Raw genomic sequence first — 13,189 nt, 5'->3', positions numbered from 1 at the left:
ATGAGCCTGCCTGCTGCTTTTCTGAGCGACGTCGCACGACTGATCCCAAAAGATCGTCGTTTCGACGATCCACTTTCCACTCTCGCCTTCGGCACCGACGCCAGCTTTTACCGACTGATCCCACAGCTGGTGATCCGCGTAGAGTCGGAAGACGAAGTCGTCGCGCTGCTGCAACTGGCCCAGCGTGACCGCGTGCCCGTGACCTTCCGTGCGGCGGGTACCAGCTTGTCCGGACAGGCCATCAGCGACTCGGTACTCATCGTGCTGGGCGACAATTGGAACGGCCGCGAGATTCGTGGACAAGGCAGGCAGATCCGCCTGCAACCCGGCGTGATCGGTGCTCAGGCCAATGCATGGCTTGCACCGTTCGGGCGCAAAATCGGACCAGACCCTGCGTCGATCAATGCCTGCAAAATTGGCGGCATCGTCGCTAACAACGCCAGCGGTATGTGCTGTGGCACCGCGCAGAACACCTACCACACACTGGCAGGCATCCGCCTGGTACTGGCCGACGGCAGCCGCCTGGATACTGAAGATGCGGCCAGCGTCGCTGCATTTCGTGAACAGCAAGGAACACTGCTAGAACGCCTGGCGACACTGGGCCACGAGACGCGGGCAAACGCTGAATTGGCGGCAAAAATTCGCCATAAATACCGTCTGAAAAATACCACCGGCCTGTCACTCAATGCCTTGGTGGATTTCGACGAGCCACTGGATATCCTCAGTCATCTATTGGTGGGCTCCGAAGGTACCCTCGGCTTTATCAGCGCAGTGACTTACAACACGGTGATTGACCACCCGAACAAAGCGTCGGCGCTGATTGTGTTCCCGGATGTCGAGACCTGCTGCAACGCGGTAACGGTCCTGAAAACCCAACCGGTCTCGGCCGTTGAGTTGTTGGATCGGCGTAGCATGCGCTCGGTACAGAACAAACCCGGCATGCCTGCTTTCGTACAGCACCTATCGGAAAATGCCTGCGCTCTGTTGATCGAATCCCGCGCGGCATCATCTTCACTGCTGCATGAACAGCTGACGCTGATCATGGCGTCCCTCGCGCCTTTCCCTGTGGAAAAACAGGTCGACTTCACTGAAGACCCGGTGGAAAACGCCCGCCTCTGGGCAATCCGTAAAGACACCTTTCCTGCCGTCGGCGCCGTGCGCAAAACCGGCACCACGGTGATCATCGAAGACGTGACCTTCCCAGTCGAACAACTGGCCATCGGCGTAAACCGCTTGATTGAGCTGTTCGACAAACATCACTACGACGAGGCGATCCTTTTCGGGCATGCCCTGGAAGGCAATCTGCACTTTGTGTTCACCCAGGGCTTCAATAGCCGCGAAGAAGTCGTACGCTATCAAGCATTCATGGACGACGTGGCGCAGTTGGTGGCGGTGGAATTCGGCGGCTCGCTGAAAGCCGAGCACGGCACCGGCCGTAATATGGCGCCATTTGTCGAGCTGGAATGGGGCACCGATGCCTATCAGTTGATGTGGCAGCTCAAGCGTCTACTCGACCCGAACGGCATCCTCAATCCCGACGTAGTGCTCAGCGAAGACCCGCAAATCCATCTCAAGCACCTTAAGCCCCTGCCCGCTGCCGACGAGCTTGTGGATAAGTGCATCGAATGCGGTTTCTGCGAGCCGGTGTGCCCCTCGAAAGGCCTGACGCTGAGCCCACGCCAACGCATTGTGATCTGGCGCGATATTCAGGCAAAGAAACGCGCCGGCATCGACACAACTGAACTGGAAGCGGCCTACCACTATCAAGGCATCGACACCTGCGCCGCCACCGGGCTATGCGCCCAACGCTGCCCTGTAGGCATCAATACCGGCGACCTGGTGAAAAAGCTGCGCGCACGCGACGCAGACCGTACGAAAACTGCCGAATGGCTGGCCACCCACTTCGCCGCGGCGCTGCAAGGTGCCCGCTTCACCCTACACATCGCCAACGGCGCACGCATGCTGCTGGGCGCGCCGCGACTTGCGAAGCTCTCGGCAAAAGTCACCCAGCTGTCCAAGGGCCAAATCCCGCAATGGACCAACGCCATGCCGCAGCCGGAAAAAGCCATTCGTTTTAGCCCGGCTGTTACAGACGAGCGACCGCGCGTGGTCTACCTGGCTGCCTGCGTCTCGCGCGCCATGGGCCCAGCGGCGGGTGATCAAGAGCAGATGTCGCTATACGACAAAACCCGTGGCCTGCTGGAAAAAGCGGGTTATCAAGTCGTGCTTCCAGACAACCTGGACAGCCTGTGTTGCGGCCAGCCTTTCGCCTCAAAAGGCTACGTCGAGCAGGCCGAACACAAGCGCCAGGAATTGATCGGCGCCCTGCTTCACGCTAGCCGCGGCGGCCTCGACCCGATCTATTGCGACACCAGCCCCTGCACCCTTCGGTTGGTGCAAGACCTCGGCGAAACGCGCCTTGACCTCTACGACCCGGTGCGATTTATCCGCACCCACCTGATGGACCGCCTCGACTTCACCCCCCAGGAAGCGCCCATCGCCGTACACGTCACCTGTAGCACCCAGCACTTGGGCGAAAGCCAGGCGTTGATTGATCTGGCACGGCGCTGCTCAAAAACCGTGGTGATCCCGGAAGGTATTCACTGCTGTGGCTTTGCCGGTGACAAAGGCTTCACCACGCCGGAACTGAACGCCCACTCACTGCGATCCCTCAAAGACGCCGTGCAATATTGCAGCGAAGGCATCTCCACCAGCCGTACTTGCGAGATCGGCCTGAGCCAGCATGGAGGCATCGACTACCATGGATTGGTGTACTTGGTGGACCGGGTAACACAGGCCCGCGCACATTAAAAACCTGCGAAAAACGAACCCCTGCGCACCGGCGTAGTCATCTGCATAGGCCTCTGCGAACGAGGCCCATCAGTGATGTCGCTGGCAGGCCTTGAAAGCCAGCAGCGTCGAGCCCTTTTTCGCAAGGAGATACCCTATGAAGCGTTCCGCTCTTGCTGGCTTGTTCATTACCGCTGCGATGCTGGCCTCTCCCGTTTTTGCTGCCGGCGACCCGGACCTCTGCAAGATCAACCTGGACAGAATCAACAACGGCAAAGCCCTGCTCGCCACCAACACCAGTGGCAAAAGCGGCGAAATAGACACCGCCGTCTCCCAGGCCAAGGCCGCTCACGCGGCCGGCGATGACAAGAAGTGCATCGAGATCACCTCCAAAGCCATTCAAGACTTGCAGAACAGCGATAAAGGCGGCCAATAGGCGCCTCATCCGCTCACGGCCAACCTTCGGGTTGGCCTTCTGTGACCGTATGGCGTACACTGCAAAGGCTTGTCACTCACTATGAAACAACGAGTTACAAGCACGGGGCCGTTTAGGATTCGACGCCGGTCGCGAAACTTTAGGTGCATGCCGAGTTGGTAACAGAACTCGTAAATCCACTGTTGCAACTTCTTATAGTTGCCAATGACGAAAACTACGGCCAGGAATTCGCTCTCGCTGCGTAAGCAGCCTTAGCCCTGAGCTTCTGGTACCTTCGGGTCCAGCAATCACCAGGGGATGTCTGTAAACCCAAAGTGATTGTCATATAGAACAGAATCGCCGTGCAGTACGTTGTGGACGAAGCGGCTAAAACTTACACAACTCGCCCAAAGCACCCTGCCCTTCGGGTCGCTGAGGGTTAACTTAATAGAAACGGCTACGCATGTAGTACCGACAGCGGAGTACTGGCGGACGGGGGTTCAAATCCCCCCGGCTCCACCACTTCAACATCTAAAGACGTCCAAGGGCGTCTTTTTTTGTGCCTGAAATCCAGCAAATACGCGGGTTTCACGTCCGGCGGGGTCCGATGGTATCTGAGCACATCCTACAATTCGTGTATTCCACGTGGTATTCCAAGCCCACGACTGCTATTTTTTGGAATACACGCAGTACCGGAGATTCTCATGGGTGCCCAAGCCACTCGGCTTTCAGACGTCAAAGTCAAAGCAGCAAAACCAAAGGAAAAAGACTACATCCTCACTGATGGCGACGGCCTCCAGATGAGAGTGAGGGCTAATGGCTCAAAGCTCTGGAATTTTAACTACATTCACCCAGTCACCAAAAAGCGGATCAATATGGGCCTTGGTACGTTTCCGGAGGTGAGTTTGGCTCAAGCCAGGAAACGGACGGTAGAGGCCAGGGAGCTGGTGGCGCAGGGGCTTGATCCAAAAGCGAAGCGTGACGAGGATCGGCAAACGTTAAGAGCGACTACGGAACATACCTTTAAAAACGTAGCCACCGCTTGGTTCGAGCTCAAGAAAGACTCAGTTACTACTGCTTATGCTGAAGACATCTGGCGCTCTCTCACGCTGCACGTTTTTCCCGACTTGGCCGCTACCCCAATCTCAGCGATCACTGCCCCGGCGGTTATCAAATTGCTCAGACCGCTTGAGACAAAAGGCAGTCTTGAGACCGTGAAGCGACTGAGCCAGCGTCTTAACGAGATCATGACTTATGGCGTGAATTCCGGCTTGATTCACTCAAATCCATTGAGCGGAATTCGCTCTGTCTTCAAGAAACCCAAGAAGACGAACATGGCAGCGCTTGCGCCAGACGAACTCAATGAACTAATGGTGACGGTGGCAAACGCAAGTATCAAAAGGACCACACGCTGCTTGATTGAGTGGCAACTTCACACCATGACTCGCCCCGCAGAAGCAGCCACCGCACGATGGGCAGATATCGACATCGGCAAGAAAATTTGGACGATACCGCCTGAGCGGATGAAAAAGCGCCGGACTCACATCATTCCACTCACGGAACAAGCTTTGGGACTCTTGGAAGCTATAAAGCCCCTTAGCGGGCACCGCGAGTATGTCTTCCCGGCTGATCGTAATCCCCGTACTCATTGCAACAGTCAAACAGCCAATATGGCTCTGAAACGCATGGGTTTCGAAGGCCGCTTGGTTAGCCACGGCATGCGCTCAATGGCCAGTACCATCCTCAACGAACACGGCTGGGATCCTGAACTAATCGAGGTTGCCCTGGCTCACGTGGACAAGGACGAGGTGCGCAGCGCCTATAATCGGGCAGATTATATAGAGCGCCGAAGGCCAATGATGAAATGGTGGAGCGAGCATATACAGGAAGCGGCTACCGGGAACCTTTCTATGTCCGCAACCAATGACAGCCGGAAAGTAGCCCACTAGTGTAATACACACGATTTTGCATGATATGACTTACGTGTGAATCACGAGGCGCGGTGCCCGATCGTCCTCTCGAGACCAGGCTGGGGAATGTACTCATTTCCCACGTAAGGTATGTGAGATGGCTATGGCGCATGATAAAAGCGACCAGACCGAAGGAGCTTACTCCCGCTCAGACTTTCTCGGTAAGCGGCACGCCTTGGTGGCCGACTGGAGCAAATTTACCAACACTGCAAAAAGCCTACAAATCTAGAGTTTGAGTTATCCTCCCACTACACGCGTGCAAAAGCAGCAGCATATTACTCGTCATCACAACGCCAGCTAATGAAGCGCGAAACTGTATTAATGATCAACAACAAGGAATAAATAATGATTAAACGAGCCCAGCCGCTATTTGCACCGCAAGAAGTTACAACAAACATGAATGAACGCATAGGCAACACTACAATTGATGAAGCTATAGCTAGAAATCATGACTTAATTGGTCATCACTTTTTCGACTCCCTACTTAATCTCGACGACTATACTCAATTGCTTGAGAGCATCCGCGCAGTCACAGGCCACCCTGCACTACAAGCTGAATTAGAAACTTGCTGGGAAGAACAACACATACAGCAGGATGAAGAATTCAACACACTGTTGCATCAAGTGAGATATGCGTGCCTTTACCTTGAGCTGGGGAGCACCGCTGAGGCACAAAAAAATCGTGATCGGGCATGGGCTTTCACCAACTATGCCAGTGTAATGGTCGGCGAGATCATAGAAAAATCTGCAGCCTTCCAAAATGCAATCGAAGCAGATAATCGTTCGAGCCAGAACAGTAGAAATGCTCAAGCACGAAACAAATCTATCCTTCTGGTAAAAACCGAGGCAGCAAGACTACTGGTGGAGCGACAACCTGCGGATGGGTGGCCAACAAAGATTAAAGCCGTTTACCACCTTGAAGATCCTTTGGCCGAATTTATTGAAAAAAATAACATTCCTGCTCTAAAGATTTCAAATATTGAGAAATGGCTGACCGCGTGGCTACGTGAAGATGTACTCGTTAATCAGGCTTGGGAAAAAACCAAGCATGCTAAAGCGCGATAAAGTCTAGATTAGCGGCATTGAATTTTATTCATCGACCAGACTGCCTTCACCGCCTCTAAGAGGCCTCTGCGGTGATGCCCCTAGACCATGGCACTCCCTTGACAACGAAACAGCCCTTGGCCTACCACGGACGCCTTTGGGGGCAGGGCTTAACCCTTTGCCCATACCCCGGCCTTGAGTTTGCAGCTTCATGTAAAGGTCCGTTTTCGTGAGGTAGATCACCGCGCCTCGCAAAGCCTCACGTAACGCGGACTGAGTATGGTCGATCATCCCGACCCCACAGGTCTTGTAGGCGTGCTTGTTCGCATTGCAGTTGAAATACAGACCACGCCCTTTCGTGACTACATCCGCCCAATACTCACCCACCCGCCTAGCCAGGGTCACGTCTTCTCGAACCTTGGATCCATCAAAGAAAAACATCATGTGGTAATGGAAGCCCTTCTCCGGCCCGTGCTCCAGCTTCCAGATGTGGCCCACCATGTCGGCAAACAATTTGTTCGACCTCGCGTTTCCGAACAGACGCTCTCGATCTTGCTTAGCAACTGCCTGCGTAGTTTTGGAGTTCTCTTTCGAGTAGGAAAGATCAACCCTCAGCACCAGCAGCCTGGAGTAGCGCTCAAATAAAGCATCAACGTACCCGGTGAGCTCCTTGTAGTTTTTGTTGCTCGACCGCTGATAGCTGTTGAGCCGTGCCTGGAAAGCTTTGGTCTTGACACTCTCACGAATCTGATTCACGCACTCATTTAAATGCTTCATGAGCATTTCAACTTCACTCACCGGCCCTGTAGCCCTCCAGGACGAGCAGAGCTGATACAGACCGAACTCCTTAACCTTACCCATCGCCATCTCCAGATATGGCTCAAGCGTATAAAGGGCGTTGAACCGGTTATCGTCCGGCATGTGTAGCCTTACCAACCTGAGCAACAATTTACCGGAAGGGTAGCTTTCAAGACCTGCGTAACCGTACTCATCTGTTGCAGTTAGTCTGAATGCGTCTCCTTGCGACTTTACTAGCCTTCCTACACAGAAAGAAGCGTCTTTCAATGTACAGATCAATCCTGCGTCTACAGCTCCTACCTGACCGACACCTTTTATGTGTACGTCCATCTTACTCACGAGCGCCGTATAGCGCTCCTCAATATCAATACTCATAATCACATCCTGATTTCTTCACATACTCGGCACTCAATTGGAATTACTGACTTACTCAGTTACTGATCAACCCTATCCACTTCGTTTATCTAAACATACCTCCTACTCACATACTCATGCACATCAACAGTCATAGGTTGTCATTAAGAATGACAACACCTACTTATTAACGGCACCATTAAGAACACCACCAATACACTACTATTTACTAATAACATATAAACCAGAAATAATAGCGCGACAAAGCCCTAACCAAAGCACTACCGACAACGGGCCTTTCAATCTAAACAGGAAAGAATTCTATATACAGAGTTAGTGCGAGATCTCAACATAAAATAGCTAAGGCTTTTTCAGCCCAACCACCTGATAACGTTCCAGTTCTATACTCAGCGCGCCTCATTAGCAGACATGCGCTGCTCAATCCAGGTGGTGATTTCGGAGTCAATCCAGCCGATAGCCGAGGCCCCCAATTTGATCGGTTTTGGAAACGTAGCGTCGTACCTTGGTGACTGGGCGTCCATGCGGTCATAGATCGTTGACCGGCCTAGACCTATGCGTTCGCTCAACTGCTTGAGACGTAAAATTCTCGGGTAGGGAACAGATGTTGAATTTGTCACTTGCCTTCTCGCTGTTGGCTTGGGAGTGATCGAACTTTAAATCTCTCTCAATCCAACAAAAAGGTCGGCAGCGACGAGTATTTTTTTCCTGAGCCCGGGATAGATTTTCTGATTCAAGCTGAGCAAGTGCTTCGCTGTAGAAGTCGTATACCGGCCTGCTGCTTGCAACGACGATAGGTCACCTTTACCGTGGGTCTCTGGGCCCTGACATGCCTTGAGCTACCCCGGACACTCAGCAGCTTCTCGTGCATCCAGGCACTGCTCAGCTTTATGGGGCTGTTCTGATCTTTCAGATGGAAGACTTAATGTGGGCCAGTGCGTATGCCATAACGCATCCGGGTAGTTTTTCCCCAGCAAACCACTCCAGCCGAAAATGCAGTCAAAAAGCGCCGCAAAGGCGAGCAAAGAACTAACTCTGCACATCGAGCACTGGAGTCGTTTTCAGCAGGAACTAACTCCGTATAGCATTTACAGAAAACTGCCGGTTTTTGGCACCGCCACAAGGTGCACACCTGTTCTTCCCCGAAAATTAGAACGGTTTTTAAGCCTATATCACGACACTGAACATCCACCGTGGAATCCAAAACCATGCCATTTCAGTGCCCTCGCTGTAACTCCAAAGAGATTGCTTTCCTCAGAATAGCCATGACGATCGGGGCCAGTGTTGGTGCCGTAGGCGGTGCTGCGCGAGGAGCGAGTACCGTACTCACGGGTAGCCAAATAGGCGCCACTGTCGGCGCGCTTGCCGGACCGCTCGGCATCACCATCGGTACAGTCTCGGGCGCCCTGCTTGGCGGACTCGGTGGCGGTGTAGGTGGTTGTGCCATTGGCGCCCAGCTCGGCGAAAAACTGGATCGCCATGTATTGGCAAATAACCACTGCTTGGTCTGCGGGCATCGCTTCAACCTGCCTACTTAAATCCCCTCTTTCCTCAACATTAAACCCGGATCGTGCTGTGCTCTGTGCAGCACTTATGCCGACCTGCACTCAAAGGAATCTTTCCCATGGCTCACCTCATTGAACAAATGGCTTACGTTGGTGCTACTCCTTGGCACGGCTTGGGCAGTCGCCTTACCGAAAAACAACCATTAGAAGTCTGGCAGCGCGAAGCGGGGATGAATTGGCAGATTCAAGACAGCCCGGTTCATTTCAAAGCCGAGGCTGCCGGTCCCTTGGGCAGCATTCATACCTTCCCGGAACAAAAAGTGCTTTATCGATCAGACACCAAAACCCCGTTGTCAGTGGTCTCCAATCGCTATCAAGTTGTGCAACCCCGTCAAGTGCTGGAGTTCTACCGAGACCTGACGGAGTTCTCTGGCTACGAGCTGGAAACCGCCGGCGTGTTGAAAGGTGGACGCAAGTTCTGGGCTCTTGCCAGAACGGGGCAAGCGACCACACTGAAGGGCAATGATCAGGTCAGCGGTTATCTGCTGCTAGCAACCTCCTGTGACGGCACACTGGCGACTACCGCCACTCCCACCACAGTGCGGGTGGTTTGCAACAACACCTTGAGCATTTCTCTCAACGGCGCCACTCACGCCATCAAGGTTCCGCACAGCACGCGCTTTGATCCTCGAACTGTCAAAAAGCAACTGGGTATCGCCGTCTCGCAATGGGACGAGTTCATGTATCGGATGCACATCCTCGCCGAACGCAGAGTTCAGACCAAAGAGGCCCTAGGTTTCTTTATGGACGTACTGTGTGACACCAGCGCCCATGACCCAATACCTGAAGTGCTGCCCAACAAGCGAGCGGTGGAGAAAGTGCAAAGTCTGTATGAAGGAAAAGGTCGAGGTGCGGATCTATTGTCCGCACGCGGTACCGCCTGGGGATTGCTGAACGCGGTAACGGAGTACGTGGATCACGAGCGTCGAGCCCGAAACTCGGAGTATCGAATGGATTCCGCCTGGTTTGGTCAAGGTGCGGCGATCAAACAGAAAGCCCTGAATGCTGCACTGCAACTCGTGGCGTGAGCCTTGGCGCATGCATCTATTCAAGCTCTATGTAAACGACATCTCTCAAGACCTGGAAACCAGCTAGCCCTACCACAACCTGACATGGGAAAGACGCTCGCAGCCTGGTAGGTACCTGGACTCTGGACCATGTTGTTTTCGGTGCAGAAGTCCACGTGTCACTCGCCGAACTCCGTTTTTCTAGACGCCACCCAATAAACATCCCCCCCCCCAGTGACTCCCACTTAAAGGTTCCAATACAGGAAATACGTCTATGAGAGTACTTCGATTTTTCCTCACGTTGTTCACGTTCATTTGCCTGCTTGCCGGTAGCAGCATCGTGGTAACGACCATTTGCCTGATGTTGCGCTTCCCACCCCTACTGTTTGCCATCGTGTTGGGCTGTGTTCTGTTGGTCATCATTCTAAGAAAAATTCGCGCGCATTACCGCACGGCGGTTTGATACCCATAACGACATGCTCAGCACTGCATTCACTTATTCAGATAGAGGCCTCGTATGAACCCACACTGCTTCATATGTGAGTCTTCAGCTGTCCTTAGCCAAGACAGCGCCAAGGCGATCGCTCAGTTCTTTACTGTGCTAAATAGCTTCGCTCGCGAAAGGCAAACAACCTCTTCCACCAAGAGCATGCACACAGTGGAGCCTATGGCGTGGTTTCTGCAGAACATGACGACGGCGGTGGCCAGCGCCACCTCAGCGTTTAGCGCCAGTAACAGGTTTATTCAGGACATGCACAAATATCAATTCGGCTCCTTTACCTATTTTTGCTTACGCTGCGGCGCCCACTTTGATTCCGTCGACCCATGATCACGCTTTAAGTCGATTAACTAAAAGCTCGACCAGTTCGACCACCAATTGTCTATCGGACTGATTCAAAGATGCCAATAAATGACTGATCCGACTCGCCTGGTCATCGACCAGTGGGCTCACTTCACTCAGTAAGTCAGCCGCCTCACAGCCAAAAATGTCGGCGAACTCCAAAAGCCGAGTGATATTTGGCATCACGATCCCTCGCTCAATGCGAGAAACCGCCTCGTTCCCCACCCCCAACTGTTCTGCAACCGCCTCCTGGGTTAGTCCGCTACGCACCCGCTGTTTAGATATGGCGCGCCCTACTGTGCCCGCCAATTGCTTCTGATCAATTTCAACCATTTTGCCCTCCCATCTCAACCTAGATGGTTGGGCATCACCTCATTGACATGAAGAACATCAAAAGTTGAAAATCACCCTTAAAGGTTGTTACCCATCCTAAAACTACACATTAGCCTCCTTGAGAAGGAACATGCCCATGAATACTAAAACCCTACTAATGGTGGCGCTTAGCGGCCTGGCTGCAAATACCGCTTCTGCCGGAACCAATATTTGGACCTCGGGCTGGGCGATGGGCACCGCCGAATATGCCGTCGACGACGGTAACGGCAACGAATTAGTGATTGCATGCCCCAGTGATGACGACCGCTATGTCTCAGCCAGCGCCACCGTAAGTGGCCGGGGGTATAGCTCAGAAGACGGACGAGGTTTTGACCTCATCGTGGATGGAAAAACCTTCCATAACCCGTTTTACACAGACTGTCGTGCCTGCAGCAGCATCTTCACTCATGAGTTCTGGGGGGCCTTGCGCAACGCCAATCGGTTGCAGTTCAGCGCTCAAGGCAAAGTCTTCAACCTACCCACTGAGAACCTTAAGGCGGCATTGCCAGCTCTGAACGACGAAAACAACAGCTGCTTGGCTGCCTGGTAACTCACCTGCCAATCATCACAAAAGGAGAATCACGTGTCTCAACAAGGCGAAAACCCACAGAGCAGCGTCAACGAAGAAGACCGTAGTGCAAGCAGCATCAGCCCAGCCATGATTGGCTGGGGTGTGGCAGCGGCGGTGTTGGCAATAGTGAGTGTGACCTTCAATACCTCGTCCATGGTCTTGAGCGCAGGCTGGTTTGCTAAATTCGTGGCCGTTCTGGTCGGCGCGATTTTGGGCTGGCTGGGTGCCATGGCCGGTGATGCGATCCGTAAATTCGCTCATCCAGATGCAGTCTTCACCAATGGTGGCATCCTGAGCCTAATTTGGATCAAGGTGTTTTGGGCAGTTGGCCCGCAAGTACTTGGCTTATGTGTGGGCGTATTCTTCGGCTGCGCCATGGTGCTGCGCTAATGCACAGAGTCAGCCTGCACCCAAGATGCAGTTTGACCGCCCCGCTGTTTCTACTGGTAGGTTGCTCCGATGAAAGCTCGCAAACCAGAGGGAGTTCCTTTCTGGTTGCGTACAGAGCGGAGTACCTAAAGCTACGTGCCAGCGTGCCTTTCAGAAACTGGACGCGAAGTACTCTCCAGCGGAGCTTCGCTCAGGTAGATCGGACAACTTACTTCAGAACGTAATTATTGCCGGGAGCGCCTGTCGGAAAGGATGATCGTCAAATTTTCAGCCAGAATAACGACAAGACGAACCAATTTTATAAGTAGAACGCCTGAAGAGCCGCCCCTATAACTGGGTTAGCCCTTCAGGTTTTTTTTTGAGCTTTGCGAAAGTCTTTTCACTAAGCAACATCTGAATTTGCGCTCCGACGCCTGAAAACTTGGATCTGAGCAGAATTATGAATCGATCGTGTTGCCGCTTACCGAAAACTGACCCAGTAGAGGCTGGTGGGTCAGTTTTCGGTAAGCGGCGACAGGGCTCGCCAGACATAACCTCACTCAGCTATTCATCATTCATCTTGACGGAGAGTGACTATCAGGCGCTCGCGTCGAGAGTGTTGCTAGATCAGCGGCTTTTGAGACGCGGCGCTGGATTGGTTAGGTGATTTGAATGGCTAGCTTTTAAGCTGGCTCAACATCATCGAAGAAATTTGCGTGAAGGTCGTACTCCAGCGAGCCGAATCGCGCAAGCAGGTCGGCCCTCAGCTCACCCTGAGCTTCCGGTTCAAAATTGATCCAGTAGCTGTACACAAACCCATCATCCGACTCGTGGGCCGTGATCTCTGATCCGGCTAAGAGCTCACCGTCTTCAACCGATATCCCAAACTCGCTTGCGAGCGCTTGCGCCATGGACATGCAGTTGCAACTTCGAGCCGCATCCGCCTGAACCCAGTACTCCTGCTCTAACCTACGATCTCGATCAGCATCCAACTCGATACTGGAGATGGATATGCCGACGAAATAACCGGCTCACTGCTAGCTCGGCGATCTCGCATGTAGTAGCGTTGCGCCAT

The 13,189-nt window shown here is 53.2% G+C and carries 13 protein-coding genes and 1 other RNA gene; 10 read left to right on the top strand and 4 right to left on the bottom strand.

The features are described 5' to 3' along the window. The 5 genes from BFL40_RS19880 to BFL40_RS19860 all read left to right on the top strand — a co-directional run bounded on the left by BFL40_RS19880 (position 1) and on the right by BFL40_RS19860 (position 6,240). Entirely contained in the window at positions 1–2,811 is a 2,811-nt protein-coding gene (locus BFL40_RS19880; protein ID WP_071485544.1) for an FAD-binding and (Fe-S)-binding domain-containing protein, read from the top strand. Positions 2,812–2,947: 136 nt separating this feature from the next. Further along, positions 2,948–3,226, top strand: coding sequence for a PA2433 domain-containing protein (locus tag BFL40_RS19875; RefSeq protein ID WP_071485543.1), 279 nt, complete (start codon positions 2,948–2,950; stop codon positions 3,224–3,226). Between the two features lie 104 nt (positions 3,227–3,330). Continuing rightward, positions 3,331–3,727: a transfer-messenger RNA gene (ssrA, locus tag BFL40_RS19870) on the top strand. A 182-nt stretch (positions 3,728–3,909) separates the two neighbouring features. Then, complete coding sequence (locus tag BFL40_RS19865) at positions 3,910–5,154, top strand: integrase domain-containing protein (protein ID WP_071485542.1); 1,245 nt, start codon at positions 3,910–3,912, stop codon at positions 5,152–5,154. A 366-nt stretch (positions 5,155–5,520) separates the two neighbouring features. After that, positions 5,521–6,240 carry a hypothetical protein gene (locus tag BFL40_RS19860; RefSeq protein ID WP_071485541.1) on the top strand — a complete coding sequence of 240 codons (720 nt, stop codon included), beginning with the start codon at positions 5,521–5,523 and terminating at the stop codon, positions 6,238–6,240. 24 nt (positions 6,241–6,264) lie between these two features. Here the strand turns inward: BFL40_RS19860 and BFL40_RS19855 are convergent, their stop codons facing one another. Further along, on the bottom strand, positions 6,265–7,392 hold the full coding sequence (locus BFL40_RS19855; protein ID WP_071485540.1) for a YagK/YfjJ domain-containing protein: 1,128 nt from the start codon (positions 7,390–7,392) through the stop codon (positions 6,265–6,267). A gap of 386 nt (positions 7,393–7,778) precedes the next feature. Next, on the bottom strand, positions 7,779–8,009 hold the full coding sequence (locus BFL40_RS19850) for a helix-turn-helix transcriptional regulator (RefSeq protein ID WP_071485539.1): 231 nt from the start codon (positions 8,007–8,009) through the stop codon (positions 7,779–7,781). Between the two features lie 645 nt (positions 8,010–8,654). On the opposite strand from BFL40_RS19850, the gene BFL40_RS34360 reads away from it, so the two are divergent. From BFL40_RS34360 to BFL40_RS19835, 3 genes are all read left to right on the top strand, one after another. Continuing rightward, the gene (locus BFL40_RS34360; protein ID WP_231982597.1) at positions 8,655–8,927 is read left to right on the top strand and encodes a hypothetical protein; all 273 of its coding nucleotides are present in this window, start codon (positions 8,655–8,657) and stop codon (positions 8,925–8,927) included. 86 nt (positions 8,928–9,013) lie between these two features. Beyond that, positions 9,014–9,982, top strand: coding sequence for a DUF932 domain-containing protein (locus BFL40_RS19840; RefSeq protein WP_071485537.1), 969 nt, complete (start codon positions 9,014–9,016; stop codon positions 9,980–9,982). 253 nt (positions 9,983–10,235) lie between these two features. Then, positions 10,236–10,424: a hypothetical protein gene (locus BFL40_RS19835; RefSeq protein WP_071485536.1), complete on the top strand. Its 189-nt coding sequence runs from the start codon at positions 10,236–10,238 to the stop codon at positions 10,422–10,424. Positions 10,425–10,790: 366 nt separating this feature from the next. Here the strand turns inward: BFL40_RS19835 and BFL40_RS19825 are convergent, their stop codons facing one another. Next, positions 10,791–11,135 (bottom strand): helix-turn-helix domain-containing protein, encoded by a 345-nt coding sequence (locus tag BFL40_RS19825; RefSeq protein ID WP_071485534.1) that lies wholly within the window; start codon positions 11,133–11,135, stop codon positions 10,791–10,793. A 136-nt stretch (positions 11,136–11,271) separates the two neighbouring features. Between BFL40_RS19825 and BFL40_RS19820 the strand changes: the two genes are divergently transcribed. Then, positions 11,272–11,724: a YfjT/YkfB family phage-associated protein gene (locus tag BFL40_RS19820; protein WP_071485533.1), complete on the top strand. Its 453-nt coding sequence runs from the start codon at positions 11,272–11,274 to the stop codon at positions 11,722–11,724. A gap of 33 nt (positions 11,725–11,757) precedes the next feature. Continuing rightward, on the top strand, positions 11,758–12,135 hold the full coding sequence (locus BFL40_RS19815) for a hypothetical protein (protein WP_218027741.1): 378 nt from the start codon (positions 11,758–11,760) through the stop codon (positions 12,133–12,135). Positions 12,136–12,797: 662 nt separating this feature from the next. Here BFL40_RS19815 and BFL40_RS19810 read toward each other — a convergent pair. After that, positions 12,798–13,031 carry a hypothetical protein gene (locus BFL40_RS19810; protein ID WP_235864693.1) on the bottom strand — a complete coding sequence of 78 codons (234 nt, stop codon included), beginning with the start codon at positions 13,029–13,031 and terminating at the stop codon, positions 12,798–12,800. Between the last annotated feature and the right edge of the window lie 158 nt (positions 13,032–13,189).

The sequence above is a fragment of the Pseudomonas costantinii genome, assembly GCF_001870435.1.
GTDB lineage: Bacteria > Pseudomonadota > Gammaproteobacteria > Pseudomonadales > Pseudomonadaceae > Aquipseudomonas > Aquipseudomonas costantinii.
This window is presented reverse-complemented; position numbering and strand designations above follow the sequence as displayed.